The 17,518-nt window shown below is 72.6% G+C and carries 16 protein-coding genes and 1 pseudogene; 7 read left to right on the top strand and 10 right to left on the bottom strand.

Translation table 11 applies throughout. The features are described 5' to 3' along the window. Window positions 1-284: 284 nt before the first annotated feature. Together G3I78_RS14930 and G3I78_RS14925 are read right to left on the bottom strand one after the other, a co-directional pair. A complete protein-coding gene (locus G3I78_RS14930) occupies window positions 285-1,742 on the bottom strand; it encodes an ATP-binding protein (RefSeq protein WP_164424482.1) in 1,458 nt (485 codons plus the stop codon). Further along, a complete protein-coding gene (locus tag G3I78_RS14925) occupies window positions 1,739-2,458 on the bottom strand; it encodes a response regulator transcription factor (RefSeq protein WP_164424480.1) in 720 nt (239 codons plus the stop codon). The genes G3I78_RS14930 and G3I78_RS14925 overlap by 4 nt, the downstream gene beginning before the upstream one ends. A 150-nt stretch (window positions 2,459-2,608) precedes the next feature. Here G3I78_RS14925 and G3I78_RS14920 point away from each other — a divergent pair, with 150 nt between their 5' ends. Beyond that, complete coding sequence (locus tag G3I78_RS14920; protein ID WP_164424478.1) at window positions 2,609-3,880, top strand: acyltransferase; 1,272 nt, start codon at window positions 2,609-2,611, stop codon at window positions 3,878-3,880. 4 nt (window positions 3,881-3,884) lie between these two features. Here the strand turns inward: G3I78_RS14920 and G3I78_RS14915 are convergent. From G3I78_RS14915 to G3I78_RS14895, 5 genes and pseudogenes are all read right to left on the bottom strand, one after another. Further along, window positions 3,885-4,427, bottom strand: a pseudogene (locus G3I78_RS14915) (TerD family protein); the annotation flags it as partial. A 122-nt stretch (window positions 4,428-4,549) separates the two neighbouring features. Continuing rightward, window positions 4,550-5,344 carry an inositol monophosphatase gene (locus tag G3I78_RS14910; protein WP_164424474.1) on the bottom strand — a complete coding sequence of 265 codons (795 nt, stop codon included), beginning with the start codon at window positions 5,342-5,344 and terminating at the stop codon, window positions 4,550-4,552. Continuing rightward, window positions 5,337-5,492, bottom strand: a complete 156-nt coding sequence (locus G3I78_RS14905; RefSeq protein WP_164424472.1) for a hypothetical protein — start codon at window positions 5,490-5,492, stop codon at window positions 5,337-5,339. Before G3I78_RS14905 ends, G3I78_RS14910 begins: the two co-directional genes overlap by 8 nt. Before the next feature lie 141 nt (window positions 5,493-5,633). Beyond that, complete coding sequence (locus G3I78_RS14900; protein WP_164424470.1) at window positions 5,634-6,869, bottom strand: sensor histidine kinase; 1,236 nt, start codon at window positions 6,867-6,869, stop codon at window positions 5,634-5,636. Between the two features lie 90 nt (window positions 6,870-6,959). Further along, window positions 6,960-9,170 (bottom strand): MMPL family transporter, encoded by a 2,211-nt coding sequence (locus tag G3I78_RS14895; protein ID WP_164424468.1) that lies wholly within the window; start codon window positions 9,168-9,170, stop codon window positions 6,960-6,962. A 240-nt stretch (window positions 9,171-9,410) separates the two neighbouring features. On the opposite strand from G3I78_RS14895, the gene G3I78_RS14890 reads away from it, so the two are divergent. After that, on the top strand, window positions 9,411-11,009 hold the full coding sequence (locus G3I78_RS14890; protein WP_164424466.1) for an alpha/beta hydrolase: 1,599 nt from the start codon (window positions 9,411-9,413) through the stop codon (window positions 11,007-11,009). 100 nt (window positions 11,010-11,109) lie between these two features. Here G3I78_RS14890 and G3I78_RS14885 read toward each other — a convergent pair whose 3' ends face one another. Further along, window positions 11,110-11,604, bottom strand: a complete 495-nt coding sequence (locus G3I78_RS14885; protein WP_164424464.1) for a hypothetical protein — start codon at window positions 11,602-11,604, stop codon at window positions 11,110-11,112. Between the two features lie 170 nt (window positions 11,605-11,774). Here G3I78_RS14885 and G3I78_RS14880 point away from each other — a divergent pair, with 170 nt between their 5' ends. Both G3I78_RS14880 and G3I78_RS14875 read left to right on the top strand, forming a co-directional pair. Next, the gene (locus G3I78_RS14880; RefSeq protein ID WP_164424462.1) at window positions 11,775-12,473 is read left to right on the top strand and encodes a DUF4328 domain-containing protein; all 699 of its coding nucleotides are present in this window, start codon (window positions 11,775-11,777) and stop codon (window positions 12,471-12,473) included. 50 nt (window positions 12,474-12,523) lie between these two features. After that, the gene (locus G3I78_RS14875; protein ID WP_164424452.1) at window positions 12,524-13,618 is read left to right on the top strand and encodes a substrate-binding domain-containing protein; all 1,095 of its coding nucleotides are present in this window, start codon (window positions 12,524-12,526) and stop codon (window positions 13,616-13,618) included. A 7-nt stretch (window positions 13,619-13,625) separates the two neighbouring features. Here the strand turns inward: G3I78_RS14875 and G3I78_RS51185 are convergent, their stop codons facing one another. Continuing rightward, window positions 13,626-13,784 (bottom strand): hypothetical protein, encoded by a 159-nt coding sequence (locus G3I78_RS51185; protein WP_203615111.1) that lies wholly within the window; start codon window positions 13,782-13,784, stop codon window positions 13,626-13,628. A gap of 200 nt (window positions 13,785-13,984) precedes the next feature. On the opposite strand from G3I78_RS51185, the gene G3I78_RS14870 reads away from it, so the two are divergent. The 3 genes from G3I78_RS14870 to G3I78_RS14860 all read left to right on the top strand — a co-directional run bounded on the left by G3I78_RS14870 (window position 13,985) and on the right by G3I78_RS14860 (window position 16,982). Further along, window positions 13,985-15,187: a sensor histidine kinase gene (locus G3I78_RS14870; protein ID WP_164424450.1), complete on the top strand. Its 1,203-nt coding sequence runs from the start codon at window positions 13,985-13,987 to the stop codon at window positions 15,185-15,187. Window positions 15,188-15,310: 123 nt separating this feature from the next. Beyond that, complete coding sequence (locus G3I78_RS14865; protein WP_164424448.1) at window positions 15,311-15,970, top strand: response regulator transcription factor; 660 nt, start codon at window positions 15,311-15,313, stop codon at window positions 15,968-15,970. Between the two features lie 106 nt (window positions 15,971-16,076). Then, window positions 16,077-16,982, top strand: a complete 906-nt coding sequence (locus G3I78_RS14860) for a type II CAAX endopeptidase family protein (protein WP_343243757.1) — start codon at window positions 16,077-16,079, stop codon at window positions 16,980-16,982. Window positions 16,983-17,124: 142 nt separating this feature from the next. Here G3I78_RS14860 and G3I78_RS14855 read toward each other — a convergent pair whose 3' ends face one another. Beyond that, the gene (locus tag G3I78_RS14855) at window positions 17,125-17,475 is read right to left on the bottom strand and encodes a hypothetical protein (RefSeq protein WP_164424444.1); all 351 of its coding nucleotides are present in this window, start codon (window positions 17,473-17,475) and stop codon (window positions 17,125-17,127) included. Window positions 17,476-17,518 lie beyond the last annotated feature (43 nt).

Raw genomic sequence — 17,518 nt, 5'->3', positions numbered from 1 at the left:
GTGCGCGCCCCGGGCGGTCCCGCCGGTCACGTCACCCCCGGTCCCCGCGGACGTCGCTCGCCCGGTGCCCCCGGCCCCCGTCTCAGCCTCGGTCATCGTCGCTGGCTCCCTTCGTCATGGGCCCGTCCGTCGTCGGGCGGCCACCGACGCCCACCCTCGGGGACCGAACTGAGGCCCAGCTGAACCACCCCGCCCCCGCCCCGGCCCGGCGCGCGACTGGCCTGCGCGTCTGTGAATCCCCTGGGAAAACACCGGCCCACCGCACAGAAGCCCCTACGGCAACCTCAGCCCGACCTCGGCAACGTCACCGCGAACTCCGTGCACCCCGGCTCGCTCTCCACCCCGATCCGCCCCCCGTGCGCCTGCACGATCGCCGCCGCGATGGCGAGCCCCAGCCCCGCTCCCCCGCCTCCGTCCCCACCGCCACCCCTCTTCCCCCGGCTGCGGGACGCGTCGGCGCGGGTGAAGCGTTCGAAGACCGTCGGGAGCAGGGTGGCCGGGATGCCCGGACCGTCGTCGCGGACCCGGATCGCGCAGCACGCGCGCGTGGCCTCCACCGTGACGGTGATCCGCGTGCCGTGCGGGGTGTGGGCGCGGGCGTTGGCCAGCAGGTTGGCGACGACCTGGGTGAGGCGGGCCGGGTCGCCGGTCACCGTGGCCGGTTCGTCGAGGCGCAGGGCGAGCCGCCAGTCGTGGCCGGCGCCCGCCGCCCGCGCGTCCCACACGGTCTCCGCGACCAGCGTGGCGAGGTCGACGTCCAGCTCCTGGAGCGGCCGTCCCTCGTCGAGGCGGGCGAGCAGCAGGAGGTCCTCGACGAGTCCGGTCATCCGGGCGGACTGCGCGGAGACCCGGCGCCAGGCGAGTCCGGGCTCCACGGGGGCCGCGCCCCGGTCCATCAGCTCGGCGTATCCGGCGATGGAGGCGAGCGGGGTGCGCAGTTCGTGGCTGGCGTCGGCGAGGAAGCGCCGCATGCGTTCCTCGCTGCGCTGCCGCTGGGCCAGCGCGGACTCCACCCGGTCGATCAGGTAGTTCAGGGCGGCGCCGACCTGTCCGGCCTCGGTGCCGGGGTCGGTGTCCCGGGCCGGGACGCGGGTGAGGCCGGTGACCTCGCCGCGGTCAAGGGGTGCCCCGGCGACCTCGGCGGCGGTCGCGGCCACCCGGCCGAGGGGGCGCAGCTGTCGTCGTATGACCACCGCGCAGACGCAGCCCACGACGGCGAGACCGCCGGCGGCGATCGCCGTCTCGGTGACGATCAGATGGTGGACGGTGTCCTGTACGGCGGCGGTGGGCAGCGCGGCCAGGACGCCGGCGTCGTCGCCGCTGACCGCGGTGACGCGGTAGGTGCCGAGGCCGGGAAGGGTGCGGGTGTGCAGGGTGCCGTCTGCGGCGATGCCGGCGAGGGCGGCGCGCTGGGCGGCGGTGAGGCTCTCGCGGGTGCCGCCCCTGGCGACCACCTTGGCGACGGTGACCTCGCCGTCCTCGACCCGGCCCGCGACGGTCCCGGCGGGCTGGCCCTGCTCCTCCAGGAAGCTGAGGTCGGTGGTGGTCCCGGTGCGGAAGCGGACCCCGCCCTGACTGCGCGAGGCGGCGTCCCGTACCCGCTGGTCCAGGTCGTCCAGCAGGTCGGCCCGCTGCACCAGGACCGTCGTCAGGGCCGTGGTCGCGCAGACGACGGCGAGCGCGGCGGTGGTGAGCAGCACCAGCCGCACCCGCAGCGACCGGACGCCGGCGCGGAACCTCATGCCCCGCCGTCCGCCGCCCGCAGCACGTACCCGGCCCCGCGCACGGTGTGGATCATCGGCGCCCGGCCGCGGTCGATCTTCGCGCGCAGGCCGTAGATGTAGACCTCGACCAGGTTGCCCTCGCTGTCGAACGAGCTGTTCCACACCTCGCCGAGGATCTGCGCCTTGCTGAGCACCTGGCGCGGGTGGCGCATCAGGTAGTGCAGCAGGTCGAACTCCTTGGCGGTGAGGGCGATCGGGGTGCCGTCGCGCTGGACCTGGCGGGTCCGCTCGGCGAGGACCAGGCCGCCGAGGACGCGTACGGGCTCGTCGGCGGCGTCCTGCTCGGCACCGGACCGGCGCAGCAGGGCGCGCAGCCGGAGCATGACCTCGTCGAGGGAGAACGGCTTGGTGACGTAGTCGTCGGCGCCCGCGGCGAGGCCGTCGAGGCGGTGCTCCAGGGCGTCGCGGGCGGTGAGCATGAGGACGGGCAGGCGGGCGTTCTCGTAGCGCAGCCGGCGCAGGACGTGCACGCCGTCCAGGTCGGGCAGCATCCCGTCGAGGACGACGGCGTGCGGGGCGCAGCCGCGGGCCAGGGTGAGGGCGGTGCGGCCGTCCCCGGCCAGGAAGGGCTGCCAGCCCGCCTCGGCGACGGCCCAGGCCAGCAGTTCGGTGAGCTCGGGCTCGTCGTCGACGATCAGGACGCGGACGGTGCCCTGGCTGATTCCGGCAGGCATGCCGTGAACCCTGTATCGCTCCGCTAAGGACAGCCTGTGCGAAACCTGTGGTTCATCACAGGTGGGTCCTAAAGACGCATGCGAGCGTGCTTTGCGGACAGGCGCACCGGGTTACCTCACTCAGTCGGCAGGTGGAAAGCGATCTCTTCCATGACGAAGGCACCGGACACGACGGCCGCGACGGAGCACGCTCCCGGACGGGCTGATACGGCGGACACGGCGGACGGCGTCCGCAGAGCCGCAGCCCCGGCCGCATCACGTGCGGGCCGGGGCTTTCCGTCGGCGACGGTGCGCAGCGGCCGGGTGAACGGGCTGGACGGACTGCGCACCCTCGCGGTCGCGCTGGTCCTCGCCTACCACGTGGACCCGGATCTGGTGCCGGGCGGCTCGGTGGCCGTGGACCTCTTCTTCACCATCAGCGGCTTCGTCATCACCCGGCTGCTGCTCGCCGAGTACGCCCGCTCCGGCGGCATCGGGCTGTTCGCCTTCTACCGGCGCCGCTGGCTGCGGCTGGTCCCGGCGCTGCTGGCGCTGTGCGCGGTGTGCGCGGTGCTGGTGGCGACCACCACCCTGCTGGGCCGCGAGGCCACCCTGGGGTCCGCGGGGCTGGCGGCGACCTTCCTGACGAACGTCGTACGGGCCCTGGAGCCCGGGACCTACTCCAACGCCATCGGGCCGTTCGCGCACACCTGGTCGCTCGGTGTGGAGGAGCAGTTCTATCTGCTGTGGCCGCTGGTCCTGCTGGTCCTGCTGCGCCGGCTGCGGGCCCGCACGGTCCTGCTGTGCACGGCCGCGCTCTGTGTGCTGCCCCTGCTGTGGCGCTGTGTCCTGTGGAACCCGGACGCCGCCCACCGCATCTACAACGGCACCGACACCCGCGCCGACCAGCTGCTGGCCGGCGCCCTGGTGGCCGTCGTACTGGCGCGGCTGCGGACGGACGACCCGCGGCTCGCGCGGCTGCGGACCTGGGCCGGGCGGCTGGCCCTGCCCGCGCTCGGGCTGCTGGCGCTGGTGGCCTGGCAGGTGCCGATCACCGGGGACTCCGGGGCGCTGACCGCCTTCTGGTACACCGGCGGTTTCCTGCTGGTGGCGCTGCTGTCCGCCACGCTGGTCGCCGGGCTCGAACTGCGGCCCGACAGCCGGCTGTCCCAGGTGCTGTCGCTGGCCCCGCTCGCCTGGGTGGGCCGCAATCTGAGCTACGGCATGTACTTGTGGCACTACCCCGTCGTACGGCTGCTGGGCTCGCTCGGTCTGGAGGACGGGCAGCTGGCGGCGACGGTGGTCCTGACGGTGCTGATGGCGCTCCTCTCCTACTACGCCATCGAGAAACCGTTCCTGCGCCGGGCCCACCGGTCGAGGTCCCCGCGCCCGGCTCCCGCCGTGCCCGGTGTCGCGGTCGCCCCGAACTCCACCATCGGATAGCGGCTCACTGCCGTACCCGGCCCATCTCCGCCATGAACCCCTCCGGGTTGCTGTCGAAGCCCCGGACCAGTTCCCGCAGGCGCCAGGCGCCGGAGGGGTCGCGGGTGAACTCCGCGACCGTGGCGGCGGTGGCGTCGGGGACGCGGGTGAAGTCGTCGGCCAGCAGCTGGCGGTAGCCCTCGACGACGACCACCCCGGCGTGCGAGAGGTCGCCGAAGGTGCGGGGTCCGCCGTTCTGGTGGATGGCGACCCCGACCACGACCCGCCCGTACGCGGCGGACAGCCGGTCGAACTCCAGCTCCATGACCTCGACATAGCCGAGGCCCACGCCGTTCTCGCTGTGCCGGGTCATGGTGATGGTGCCGTCCGGCGAGCGGTGCTCGTGGTACACGACGTACTCCGGCCGCCCGTACGGGTCGCCCGCCGCGTAGGTCGCGGCCACGATGTCGAGATGCCGGGCCGGTTCCCCGTAGGGGCTCGGGTCCCACCGGAGTCTCACCTGGACCTTGCCGAGCCCGTCGCCGTCGGCGTTCATCGAGCCGCTCCCCCCCGTCGGACCACCGCGGGCCCACCCCGCCTGCCTGAAGTATGTGCGCTGACCAGCCCTTTGGTGTATCCCCGGTGGGTCTACTCCTGGTCAGATCTCGGGCAGGAAGTGGTCCGGGTCCGTCAGCCCGCCACCACCCCCGCGCCCCGCCAGAGCGCGGCCGCCTCCTCCGCCGCGCCGGGGGCCGCGAGCAGCAACGGTTCGTTGTGGTCCGGGAGTTCGGGCAGGGCCACCGCTCCCGCCTCCTGGGCGATCAACAGTGCCGGGAGGCCGTCGACCGCGTGGAAGGAGCCGATCGCGGCGGCGGTCGCGCGGCCCGCCGCGACCTGGGCGAGGGAGAGCGCGGTGGAGCCCATCACGCGGACCGTGCAGTGCCGGTCGGCGAGTTCGGCGAGGAGTGCGTCCATGCCGGGCCAGTGGGCGTGGGCCGCCCACTCGGTGAGGAAGGCATGGCCGGTCAGGGTGGTGTGGGCGGCCGCGTGGGTGCGGACGCCGTTCAGATGGGCGCCCGCGCCCCGCACCGCGCTGAACGTCTCCCCGCGCCACGGGTCCGCGACCACGCCCAGCAGCGGGGTGCCGTCAGCCGCCGCCAGGCCCAGCGAGAAGGAGCACCAGCCCAGTCCGTGGGCGTAGTTGGTGGTGCCGTCGACCGGGTCGACCACCCAGTGCGGGGCGTCGGCCGCGCCCAGGGTGGTGCCGTACTCCTCGCCCACGATCCCGTGGCCGGGGAAGGCCCGCGCCAGCGTCTCGCGGACGTGCCTCTCCACCGCCTCGTCGGTCGCGGTGACGATGTCCGCGGGCCCGTCCTTCTCCCGCACCTCGTCGGCGGGGTCGCGCGGGCGCCGGATCGTCTCCGCCGCCCAGTCCGCGAGCTCCAGCGCGACCTCCAGCGCCCGGTCGAGATCCACGTCAGCCACAGCTCGTCACCAGTCCCTCCACGTCGTTGCCGATGATCGCGTCCACGCCCCAGGAAACCAGTTCCGCCGTCAGGAACAGGGTGATCCGCTCGTCCCGGGCCCGGACCGCGGCCGTCGCCTCCGCCGAGCCGCAGAACATGTTCGGCACGATCGACCAGGCCGTACGACCGTAGGGCTGGTCAACCGCTCCCAGGTGTCCGGACGGCTTCCGCCGAGTGGCCCGAGTGCGTCGAGCCGGGTCACGAGAGCGACCGTGCCGAGGAGCTGGACCATCACCCGCCCGCTCCTCCTACTCCTCGCGCTCCTCCCCCTCTGCCACGGAAGGCTGCAACGGCAGCGCCGTCGTCACCTCGAAGCCGCCCTCCGGCCGCGGTCCCGCGCGCAGTTCGCCGCCGATGGAGTGGGCGCGTTCGCGCATGCCCATGACGCCGAAGCCCTTGGCGGGGCCGGGGGCGGGTGCGGTGGGCGGGCCCTCGTCGGTGACCGTGATGAGCAGGCGGGTGCCGGCGTAGAGGAAGCGGACGTGCGCGGTCTGGGTGGCCGCGTGCTTGGTGACGTTGGTGAGCGCCTCCTGCACGATCCGGAAGGCGGTCAGGTCCACGCCCGGGGACAGCGGCTGCGGCTCCCCCTCCGTGGTGACGGTGACGGTGATCCCGGCGGACGCGCACGAGGAGACCAGTTCGGGCAGCCGGGCCAGGCCGGGCGCCGGTTCCGGCGGGGCCGAGCCCTCGTCGTCGGTCTGCCGCAGCAGGCCCAGCGTGGCCTTGAGCTCGCGCAGCGCGGACGACGTCGTACCGGTGAGGTCGTGCAGGATCTGCTTGGTCTGCCGCGGGTTGGTCAGCGCGAGGTGCTCGGCGGTGCCGGCCTGGGCGTTGGCCAGCGCCAGGTGGTGGGCGACGACGTCGTGCAACTCCCGGGCGATGCGCATGCGTTCCTCGGTGACCCGCAGCCGCGCCTCCTCCTCCCGGGTGCGTTCGGCGTGCTCGGCGCGGGCCTGGGTGGCCTCCAGATAGGCCCGCCGCAGCCGGGTCATGGTGCCGGCGGCGAGCGGGAGCAGCAGCCAGAACACCGGGCCGATGGTCCTCAGGATCAGCGACACATGGTCCATGGAGTCGGAGAAGGCCGCGGCGAGCGTCAGCATCGCCATGGTCGTGAGGCCGTACTGGCGGATGGTCCTGCGCTCGGTGAGGGTGGCCAGCCAGTACAGCGACGCCATGACGGGACCCAGCAGCAGCGGGGTGAGGAGATACCCCTGCGCGATCACGACCATGGCGCAGAGCGCGTTCACCACGACCGTGAGGCGCGGGTGGGTGCGGTGCTTGAGCAGGGCGAGACAGGACACGCCCATGAGGGCCACGGCGAACCGGTCGTCGGACGGCAGCTCGGCGCCCGGGATCGTGAGCGAGGCGCCGAGGGTCGCGGAACCCATCAGCGCCAGGACGAGCGACAGGTCGACGAGGAAGGGACGCCGGTCCGAGAACTCCTCCAGGCGCTCCGTGTAGCGCCGCTCGTGGCTGGTGGTCATCGTGCTCTCCGGTGGGTGGACTGGGACCCATGGTCATCGAAGGGGGCCGCCCGTGTCGTACGACACGGGCGGCCCCTGGGGGGAGGAGGGTCAGACGCGTGCGGTCTCCTGGCCGGCGCCGGCGGGCGCGGGCTCGGCTTGGTCGGCGTTCCTGGTGAGCGCCTCGCCCTCGACGTCCACCCGGGGCAGGATCCGGTCCAGCCACTTCGGCAGCCACCAGGCCTTGTCGCCGAGCAGGGCGAGCACGGCCGGCACGATCGCCATCCGGACCACGAAGGCGTCCAGCAGGACGGCGGAGGCGAGCCCGAACCCGATCATCTTGATCATGGACTCGCTCTCGCCGATGAACCCGGCGAATACCGCGATCATGATCAGCGCGGCGGCCACGACCACCCGGGCGCTGTGCCGGAACCCGGAGGTCACCGCCTGGTCCGGGCTCTCCCCGTGGACGTACGCCTCGCGCATCCGGGAGACCAGGAAGACCTCGTAGTCCATGGCCAGGCCGAAGACGATGCCCACCAGGAAGATCGGCATCAGGCTCATGATCGGGCCGGTGGTCTCCACCCCGAGCAGTCCGGCGCCGTGCCCCTCCTGGAAGACCACGACGACCGCGCCGAGGGAGGCCAGGACGGAGAGCAGGAAGCCGAGGGCCGCCTTCAGCGGGACCAGCAGCGAGCGGAAGACCACGAGCAGCAGCACGATCGCGAGGCCCACGACGACGATCAGGTACGGCACCAGCGCGGCCTGCACCTTGTCGGAGATGTCGATGTTCAGCGCGGTGGTGCCGGTGACCTCGAAGGTGGCGCCGGTCGCGGACTCGACGCCGGGGCGCTCGCCGCGGATGGTGGTGACGAGGTCCTTGGTCTTCTCGTCGGTCGGCGCGGTGGCCGGCACGACCGAGAACACGGCGGTGTCACCGGCCTGGTTGAAGCGTGCCGGGGAGACCGAGACGACGCCCTTCGTCGCGCCGATCTCCTTGGCGACGGTGGCCGCGGCCCCCTTCGCGTCGTCGTGGCCCTTGGCGTCCACCACGACGGTCAGCGGCCCGTTGAAGCCGGGCCCGAAGCCCTCGGCGAGCGCGTCGTAGGCCCGGCGCTCGGTGGTGGAGGTCGACTTGGCCTCGTCGCCCGGCATGCCCAGCTGGAGGGAGGTCATCGGCAGCGCGAGGGCGCCGAGGCCGACCACGCCGAGGATCAGCACGGGCAGCGGGCGGCGCAGCACGAACCGGGCCCAGCGGGTGCCGCCGTTGTCCCCGGCCTCCTCCTCGATCCGGCCGCTCTTGCGGTCCTTGCGGCGCAGCACCGCGCTCGGCCAGAAGCCGAGGAACGCCGGGACCAGGGTCAGCGCGACGAACACGGCGACGACGACCGCGCCCGCCGCGGCCAGGCCCATCTTGGTGAGCATCGGGATGCCGACCACCGCGAGACCGGCCAGCGCGATGACGACGGTGAGGCCCGCGAAGACGACCGCCGAGCCCGCCGTACCGACCGCGAGGGCCGTCGCCTCCTGGGCCGACCGGCCCCTGGCGCGTTCCTCCCGGTACCGGGAGACGACGAACAGGGCGTAGTCGATGCCGACGGCCAGGCCCAGCATCATCGCCAGGGTGCCGGTGGTGGTGGACAGGCCGAGCGCGTCGGCGAGGGCGAGGATCGTGGCCATGCTGACGCCGACGCCGATGATCGCGGTCAGCAGCGGCAGTCCGGCGGCGGCCAGTGAGCCGAAGGTGATGAGGAGGACGACCGCGGCGATCGCGACACCGATGACCTCGGCCGCGCCGCCCGCGCCCCCGCCGTCGTCCATGGCGGTCCCGCCCGCGTCGACGGTCAGCCCGGCGTGCCGGGCGTCCTCGATGGCCTTCTCCAGCTGGGCCTTGCTCGCGTCGGTGAGGTCGCTCGCGCCGACCTTGTAGGTGACGGTGGCGTACGCGGTCGTGCCGTCCTTGCTGACGGCCTTCGCCTGGAAGGGGTCGACCGCGGAGGCGACCTGCGAGCCGTCGGCCAGGTCGCCGACGGTGTCCTCCACGGCCTTCCGGTTGCCGGCCGCGGTCACCTTCTGTCCGTCCGGAGCGACGAAGACGACCCTGGCGGTCGCGCCGTCGGCCGTGGCCCCCGGGAAGCGCTGTTCCATCAGGTCGAACGCCTTCTGGGACTCGATCCCCGGCATGGAGAACTCGTCGTCGGAGGCGGCCGGGGCCTTCAGCGCCCCGAGCCCGACGGCGGCCAGGACGGCCGCCCAGACCAGGGCGACGTACCAGCGCCGCCGGAAGGCCAGTCGGCCCACGCGATAAAGGAAAGTAGCCACGGCAGGGGATCTCCACATCTGGTGCCGAACGGTCCCACCAGGCTGTCGGGACGACGGCGGCGATGTCGTCGTGCGCCTGCCGACAATCCCCGGTACTCGGAACGCAGTACGCGGCCGTTCCCGGGTAGGCCGCTGGGACTACCCGCCGATCGTGGGAACCGGGACGCGTGTTTTTCTGTGTCTGCTCTGTGAGAGAACCGATTCTCTGAGGCTTGACCAGCCCAAGGGGGAACAAGAACAGTGAAGTTCAGACGACTCAGACTCGCCGGAGCCGGGGTGAGCGCGCTCGCCGTGGCCTGGACCGGGTCCCCGGTGTCCGCTGCCGCCCAGGACGCACCGACCGTGCCGACCCTGACCTGGTCGGACTGCCAGGACGGCTTCCAGTGCGCCAATGCCCAGGTGCCCCTGGACTACCGGGATCCCGACGGGAAGACCATCACGCTGGCCGTCATACGCAAGCCGGCCGCCGACCCCGCCCACCGCAAGGGCACCCTCTTCCTCCAGCCCGGCGGCCCCGGAAACTCCGGGGTCGACTTCGTGCGCGGCAACCACGCGGACCTGCCGAAGGCCCTGCGCGACGACTTCGACGTCTTCGGGTACGACGTGCGCGGTGTCGGCCGCAGCTCGCAGGTCGTGTGCTGGGACGACCCGACGTACACCCAGGCCGTCACGGCGGCCAAGGGCGTCCCCGGGCCCGACGCCTACGAGCCGGCCGTCAAGCAGGCCGCCGAGTTCGACGAGGGCTGCCGGACGAACGCGGGCGAGGTGCTGCCGTACATCGGCACCCAGTACGTCGCCCGGGACATCGACCTGCTGCGTCAGGCCCTCGGCGAGAAGCAACTCACCTACTACGGGCGCTCGTTCGGCTCCTACATCGGTACGGTCTACGCGTCGATGTTCCCGAAGCGGGTCCGCGCGCTGGCGCTCGACGGGTCCTACGACCCCGAGCACTACACGAACCGGCCCTACGCCTACGACCGCCCGCAGTACCTCGCCCTGGACGGCGCGATGGGCCGCTTCCTCGACTGGTGCAAGGCGGACCAGGCGACCTGCGGCTTCGGCGACGGCGACCCGCGCGGGGCGTTCGAGAAGCTGAAGGCCGACCTGGACGCCAACCCGGTGCCCACCGCCAACGGGGGCCAGGCGAACGGCTACACCCTGGTCTACCGGCTGATGTTCAACATCAACGAGGGCAAGGTCATATGGCCGTCCTTCGGCGAGGCCCTGCGCAAGGCGCAGCTGCGCGACAACACGTCGTTCCTGCTGCGCCCGCCGTCCCCGGCCAGCTACGACTTCCTCAACCCGAACGTCGCGGTCGAGTGCGTCGACAAGAAGTACCCGACCGACAAGGCCCTGCTCAAGCGCGAGGTCACGGCCAACGCCAGGCTGGCCCCGCTGCTGGGCCCGGCCATGGCCTACGGTCCGCCGACCTACGACCACCAGCACGCCACGGCCTGCGTCCAGTGGAAGGGCGAGCACCCCAGCCGCTACTCCGGCTCCTTCCGGGCGAAGGGCTCCGCGCCGATCCTCGTGGTCGGCAACACCGGTGACCCGGACACCCCGTACCAGGACGCGGTGGCCCTCTCCCGTGAGCTCGACAACGGCCGCCTGCTCACCTTCGACGCCGAGGGCCACACCGCCTTCGGCCGCAGCGTCTGCGCCACGGACGCGATCACGAGCTACCTGGTCGACCTGAAGGTCCCGGCCCGCGGCACCACCTGCGCGGACGAGACCCAGCCGCCGTCCGTCGAACCGACGGTGGCCCCGCCGGGCACGACCCTGACGGAACTCCGCAACGGCGTGAACGAGCGGCTGGACCGCATCGGCTCACTGCGCTGACCGGTACGGCATCCAGGAAGGCCCGGGTCGTTCGGCGACCCGGGCCTTTTGGCTGTGCGGTGCGCGGAGCCGCTCCCGCGCGCTCACAGGTAGTCCGCGCTCACAGGTAGTCGAAGAAGCGGGTCCACCAGGTCGGCGGGTACGCGGCCGGGTAGGAGGCGGCGAGCCTGCTCACACCGTCGTACCGGGCCCGGAGCAGATGCTCCGAGACGGTGACGTAGCCGAGCGCCCCGAGTTCGGCGTCGAGGCGCTGCCGGTCGGTCCTTTCGAGGAGGAGGTCCTCCTCTTCCTCGCCGTAGCTGCCGGGGTTGCCCAGGGTGACGGCGACGAGGTCGCCGAAGTTGCTCACGGTGACGCTGATGTGGTCGCCGCTGTCCGTCGCGGCGGCGGGCACGAGGATCGTCCCGTGGTGGCTGGCGTCCTGGACCCCGCGATCGACGGAGCAGGCACAGCGGAAGCACCGGTCCAGCCCGGCCGCGAGCCGGTCGAACCGGGCCCGGGTGGCGGTGTGGTCGTAGCCGCGGGGGAACTCCATGTGGTCCGGATCGTCGAGTTCCCGCAGAAGCGCCCACATCCGCTGGTCGTCGAGAGGCATGTCGGTCACTTCCTCGCTGCTCGGGACGGTCGGGGCGGCTGCCGGCGCCGGCGGCGCAGGAGAGCAGTATCGGCCGTTCGCGGATTCGGTGCGATGACGGGGTGGCGCGTGAACCGTTCGGTGCCCTCGCGACGATGACGGGGTGAAGTGACCTTTCGAAGGGGGACACCGTGAGTGAGAACGCCGTTCGGCCGCTGCGTGGGGCGGCCCGGATCGCCGTCGTCGCGCTGGGGCTCGCCGGGGCCGCGTGGGCGCTGCGGGCCGTGTGGCACATCAGGCTGGCCGTGGCCGGGGTGCCGGCGAGCGGGCCGCCGGACCAGGGCGAGGGACGGCACCGGCCGCTGAACGCCCTGGAGAACTCGTACCACCTGGTCAGCGGCGTCGGCTATCTGATCACCCTGCTGTGCGCTGCCGCGTTCATCGGCTGGCTGTGGCGGCTGCGGGACAACGCGCGGGCCCTGTCCAGCGAGCGCCCCCGGTACGCCGGCGTCTGGGTCTACGCCTCCTGGATCGTGCCGGTGGCCAACCTGTGGATCCCGCGCGGCCTGGTCGCCGACGCGTTCCGCAAGACCGCCCCGGGCCGGAAGCTGCCGGTCGTGGTGAACGTGTGGTGGGTGCTGTGGCTGGCCGGCATGTTCACCGGCGCCGGTCTGGAGAGCGTCGACGACTCGGACGCCGTCATCGCCCGCGCCTACAGCGGAGTGACCGGTCTGCTCGTCGCCGACCTCGCCGTCGTCGCCGCGGCCGTCGCCGCGATCCTCATGATCCGCGCCCTGACCGCCGTACAACTTGTGCGCATCGATGATCAGTTGCGGACGCCGAGTGGTGATCCGTTGAAGGAAACGGTCAGGGCGTTTGATCGGGATTGAGGGCACTTACTGTTGCGCCTACGTGACAGCCCCCCACCCACAGGATCGCCATGCGTCACCTCCCCTCCGTCATGGCCGTCTGCGTGTCGGCCCTCCTGCTGACCTCGTGCGGAGTCGGCAGCAGCAACACCGCCGTGAGCCCGAAGAAGGGCGACGACATCACGCTCGGTCTGCTGCTGCCCGACCGGGACACCAGCCGCTTCGACAAGTTCGACTACCCCCTCATCAAGAAGGAGGTGGCGGCCCTCACCCACGGCAAGGGGAAGGTCAGCTACTCCAACGCCGGGGCGAGCGCCAAGCGGCAGAGCGAGCAGTTCCAGCAGATGGTCTCCGACGGGGTGGACGTGATCCTCGTGGACGCGGTCGACGCCGAGGCGATCGAGCCGGACGTCCAGAAGGCCAAGGACGCGGGCATCCCCGTCATCGCCTACGACCGTCTCGCCCGCGGCCCGATCGACGCCTATGTCTCGCACGACAACGAACTGGTCGGCGAGGTGCAGGGCCGGGCCATCGTCGAGGCGCTCGGCGACAAGGCCGAGACCAGCAAGGTCGTCATGATGAACGGCTCGCCCGCCGACCCCAACACCGCCCTGTTCAAGAAGGGCGCGCTGAGCGAGCTCAACGGCAAGGTGGTCATCGCCAAGGAGTACGACACCCGCGAGTGGCTGCCGTCGGTCGCCAAGGCCAACATGAAGAAGGCGATCGCCTCCATCGGGCTGAACAACATCGCCGCCGTCTACTCGGCCAACGACGACATGGCGGGCGCGGTCCTCGACGAGCTCAAGGAGGCGGGCGCCACCAAGACCCTGCCGGTGACCGGGCAGGACGCGAGTCTGGCGGCGGTGCAGCGGGTCGTGGCGGGCGAGCAGTACATGACCGTGTACAAGTCGTTCCTGCTGGAGGCGACCAACGCGGCGCAGATCGCGGTGTACAAGGTCCAGGGCCGCGACCTCCAGTTCGACGCGCTGATCCGCGACAAGGTCGACAGCCCCACCCAGGACGACATCCCCTCGCTGCTGGTCCCGGTGGTCGCCCTCACCAAGGACAACATCCGGCAGACGGTCGTCAAGGACGGCGTCTACACCGTCCAGCAGATCTGCACCGCCGCCTACGCGGCGGACTGCGCGGCGATCGGGCTCAAGTAGGGCCGTCTCAGGGGCCGATGCGCAGCCGCCGTACGACGAGAGCGGTCGCCGTCAGCGCGGTGACCGTGCCGAAGGCCAGGTGGACGGCGGTGTCGGCGGGGGTGAAGGACGCCACCGCGTTGCCGAGCACGCTGAGCACGAGCAGGGGCCACAGAAGAAGGTTCACGGGGTACTCCAGATCGCTTGGTCGTTCTCGGTATCGCCTGGTCGTTCTCGGCGCCCTCGACGCTACGAGCCGGCCCCCGCTCCGGCCGATCCCGTACTCCGCCCGGTCCCGGGTACAGCAGGCTGTACTTTCCGGCTCGGGACGGCGATCCGAACCCCCCTTCGGCATAAGGTCGTTGTCCTCCGCTCAGAGGGGTGCGCATGACCACCATCGGCCTCGGGCGCCTGGTCGCGGGAACCGCGGCGACCGCGGCCGCCGCCCTCGGACAGCTCGTCTCCGGACTCGGTACGGCCGTCCTGGCGCCGTTCGTGCTGCTGTGGCTGGCGCTGCCCGGCGGGGTGCGCGCGCTGCACGCCCTGGCCGGCGCCGAGCGGGTCCGGCTCGCCCGCTGGGGCCCCGAGGTGGTCCCGCCCGAGCCGCCCCCCACCCGGCTGCGGGCCGCCGTCACCGACCCCACGACCAGGCGCGAACTGCGCTGGCTGGTACGGCACTTCGTGCTGGGCCTGCCGCTGGGGCTGCTCGGTGTCGTGCTGCCGGTGGTCGCCGTACGGGACACGGCGTTCCCGCTGTACTGGCCGCTCGCCCCGGAGAACGCGACCGCCACGTCCATCGGCATCGGCAGCGCGCACAGCTGGCCCGACGCGCTCGCCGTGACCCTGCTCGGGGTGGGCTGGACCGCGATCATCCTGGGCCTCACGCCCGGTATGGCACGGCTCCAGGCGGACCCGGGGCGGCGGCTCCTGTCGGCCGGGCCCGACGCCGATCTCTCCCTGCGCATCGCCGAGTTGACCGCCACCCGGGCCGCCGCGCTGGACGCCCACGCCACCGAACTGCGGCGCATCGAGCGGTCGTTGCACGACGGGACACAGAACCGGATCGTCACGGTGACCGTGCTGCTCGGGGCGGCCCGCCGGATGGTCGCCCGCGACCCGGCCGGCGCCGACGAACTCCTGGAGCGCGCCCAGTCGGCGGCCGAGCAGGCGCTGGCCGAGCTGCGGAGCGTCTCCCGGGGCATCCTGCCCCCGGTGCTCGCGGACCGGGGCCTGGCGGGGGCGCTCACCGGGCTCGCGGCGGAGTCCGCGGTGCCGTGCGCGGTCGACGTCGACGTCCCGCGCCGGTGCGCCGCCTCCGTGGAGGCGACCGCCTACTTCGTGGTCGCCGAGGCGCTGACGAACATCGTCAGGCACAGCGGGGCGTCCCGGGCCGCGGTCACCGTCCGCACCGCCGGCGACCGGCTCACGCTGACCGTCCGCGACGACGGCCGGGGCGGCGCCGACGAGACCGCCGGCTCCGGACTCACCGGCATCCGCCGCCGGGTCGCCGCCCACGACGGCACCCTCGGCATGACCAGCCCGGCCGGTGGTCCGACGGTGCTGGAGGTGGAGCTGCCGTGCGGTGCGTGAACGTGTGCCGGGCCACCGAAGCGAACGGCCCGGGGAGAGCGGAGATGGAGCTGCCTTGCGGTGCGTGAACGTGTGCCGGGCCGCCGAAGCGAACGGCCCGGGGGAACCGGAGATGGAGCTGTCATGCGGATCGTGATCGCCGAGGACGACGCCCTGCTGCGGGAGGGGCTCGCCCTGCTGCTGCGGGCCGAGGGGCTGGACGTGGTCGCCACGGCCGGCACCGCGGAGGGCGCCCTCGACGCGGTGGCCGCGCACGAGCCCGACGTGGCCATCCTCGACGTGCGGATGCCGCCCACCCACACCGACGAAGGCGTCCGCGCGGCCGTCGAGGCCCGGCGGCGCAGGCCCGGCCTCGCCGTCCTGGTGCTCTCCGCCTATGTGGAGCAGAGCTTCGCGACCGAGCTGCTCACCGGCGGGGTCGGCGGCCTCGGCTATCTGCTCAAGGAACGGGTGGGCCGGGTCGAGGAGTTCCTCGGCGCACTGCACCGGGTGGCGTCCGGCGGCACCGCCATCGACCCCGAGGTCGTCGCCCAGCTGTTCACCCGCTCCCACCAGGACGCCCGGCTCGAACGGCTCAGCCCACGCGAGAAGGACGTACTCGCCCTGATGGCCGAGGGGTTGGGCAACACCGCCATCGCGGGGAAGCTGTTCGTGACCGACGGGGCCGTGCACAAGCACATCCGGAGCATCTTCGCCAAGCTCGACCTCGCGCCCACGGACCAGGTCGACCGGCGGGTGGCGGCCGTGCTCCACTACCTGGAGGACGCGCGCCGGGCGCGGTGAAGTACAGCCTGCTGTACCGGAGTTCGGGGCGCGCGCGGCAATGATCCGCGAGGTCGGCGCTGGTGTGCTTGAGGCATCACATCAGCCCCTTCGAAGGGACCCCGCGGTGAGCGTCCAAGCCCCCGTCACCACCCAGCAGCGACCGCCCTCGGGCGACCGGGCGACCGGCCTGCGCGCCGCCGTCCGCCGCCGCCCCCTGCTCTGGTTCTTCGCGCTCACCTTCGCGCTGAGCTGGGCCGCCTGGACGCCCTACATCCTGTCCGAGAACGGCCTGGGCGTCTGGCACTTCACCTTCCCCGGCGGCCGCGCGGGCAGCCAGCTCACCGGCGTCCTGCCCGGCGCCTACCTCGGCCCGATCGCCTCCGCGCTCCTCGTCACCGGCCTCACCGAGGGACGGGCGGGACTACGGCTGTGGCGGGCCAGGATGCTGCGGTTCAAGGTGAGTTGGCGCTGGTACCTGGTCGTGCTGGTCTCGGTGCCGGCCGCGCTCACCCTCGCCTCGGCCGCGCTCGCCGGGCGCGGACCCGCGCTGCCGTCCGCGGCGATCCTTGCCGCCTACCTCCCCGGACTGCTCATCCAGATGATCACCACAGGTCTCGCGGAGGAGCCCGGCTGGCGGGAGTTCGCGATGCCCCGGATGCAGGCCCGCTACGGCCCCCTGACCGCGACCCTGGTCGTCGGTGTGCTGTGGGGCTGCTGGCACCTGCCGCTGTTCCTGACGCAGTGGGGCGGCGGACCGCACGTGGCGTGGACCGTGCCGGTGCAGTTCGTGGCGATGACGATCGCGTTCAGCTGCGTGATGACCTGGGTGTTCAACCGGTCCGGCGAGAGCATGCCGTTGGTGATGCTGCTGCACACCGGCGTCAACAACTTCCTGTCGCTCGCCTGGTCGGACATGTTCCCCTCGCTGCACGACAGCGACGCCGCCCGCGCCACACTGATCGCCGCGACGGCGGCGGCCCTGGTCCTGCTGGCGGCGACCCGGGGCCGGCTGGGCCTGCCCAAGCGCTGACGCACCGCCACGGAACGGGGTTCCCGGCGCCTCCCTCGCCGCTCCGGGAACCCCGTTCAGGCGCATCCCCGGGTGCTGTTCGTCGCTCGCGGCCGAGCGGATGTCGTTCCGCCCCGGAAATCTCGGGGAGAACCCGACAGGGCTACTGCCCGCCGCCGTCGGCGAACCGCAGCGAGATGTGGCGCAGGACGTCCGCGGCCGAGACCTCCGCGCGCCCCTCGTCATGGACCTCGGCCAGCTGCACGAAGGCGAACGCGAAGCAGTTGGCGATGCTCACGATGGCCGGCCCCAGCTCCTCGACCACGGCGTCCGCCGCCGCGTGCCCGCTGGCGTCCGCGGGCAGCTGGATCCGCGGCAGCGTCTCCACGAGCAGCGCGGAGACCGCCCCGGTCAACGCGACCTGCCGCTCGGGGTGCTCACGCACCTGCCGCCGCATCTCAAGCGCCTCGGTGAGGATGCCGACGACCCTCTGCATGACCTCGCGTTGTTCCATGACACCGCAGCGTATGTGCTCCACGGGACGCGACATGTGATGC

The organism is Streptomyces sp. SID13726, from assembly GCF_010548375.1.
Lineage (GTDB): Bacteria > Actinomycetota > Actinomycetes > Streptomycetales > Streptomycetaceae > Streptomyces.
The sequence above is the reverse complement of the archived record's forward strand: the minus strand, read 5'-3'. Positions and strand labels throughout refer to the sequence as shown.

What these genes read in the sequence shown, in the direction of transcription:
- G3I78_RS14920 (WP_164424478.1), top strand. Translation starts at nt 2,609, where the DNA reads ATGACGAAGGCACCGGACACGACGGCCGCGACGGAGCACGCTCCCGGA.
- G3I78_RS14870 (WP_164424450.1), top strand. Translation starts at nt 13,985, where the DNA reads ATGACCACCATCGGCCTCGGGCGCCTGGTCGCGGGAACCGCGGCGACC.
- G3I78_RS14925 (WP_164424480.1), bottom strand. Translation starts at nt 2,458, where the DNA reads ATGCCTGCCGGAATCAGCCAGGGCACCGTCCGCGTCCTGATCGTCGAC.
- G3I78_RS14885 (WP_164424464.1), bottom strand. Translation starts at nt 11,604, where the DNA reads ATGCCTCTCGACGACCAGCGGATGTGGGCGCTTCTGCGGGAACTCGAC.
- G3I78_RS14865 (WP_164424448.1), top strand. Translation starts at nt 15,311, where the DNA reads ATGCGGATCGTGATCGCCGAGGACGACGCCCTGCTGCGGGAGGGGCTC.
- G3I78_RS14900 (WP_164424470.1), bottom strand. Translation starts at nt 6,869, where the DNA reads ATGACCACCAGCCACGAGCGGCGCTACACGGAGCGCCTGGAGGAGTTC.
- G3I78_RS14930 (WP_164424482.1), bottom strand. Translation starts at nt 1,742, where the DNA reads ATGAGGTTCCGCGCCGGCGTCCGGTCGCTGCGGGTGCGGCTGGTGCTG.
- G3I78_RS14875 (WP_164424452.1), top strand. Translation starts at nt 12,524, where the DNA reads ATGCGTCACCTCCCCTCCGTCATGGCCGTCTGCGTGTCGGCCCTCCTG.
- G3I78_RS14855 (WP_164424444.1), bottom strand. Translation starts at nt 17,475, where the DNA reads ATGGAACAACGCGAGGTCATGCAGAGGGTCGTCGGCATCCTCACCGAG.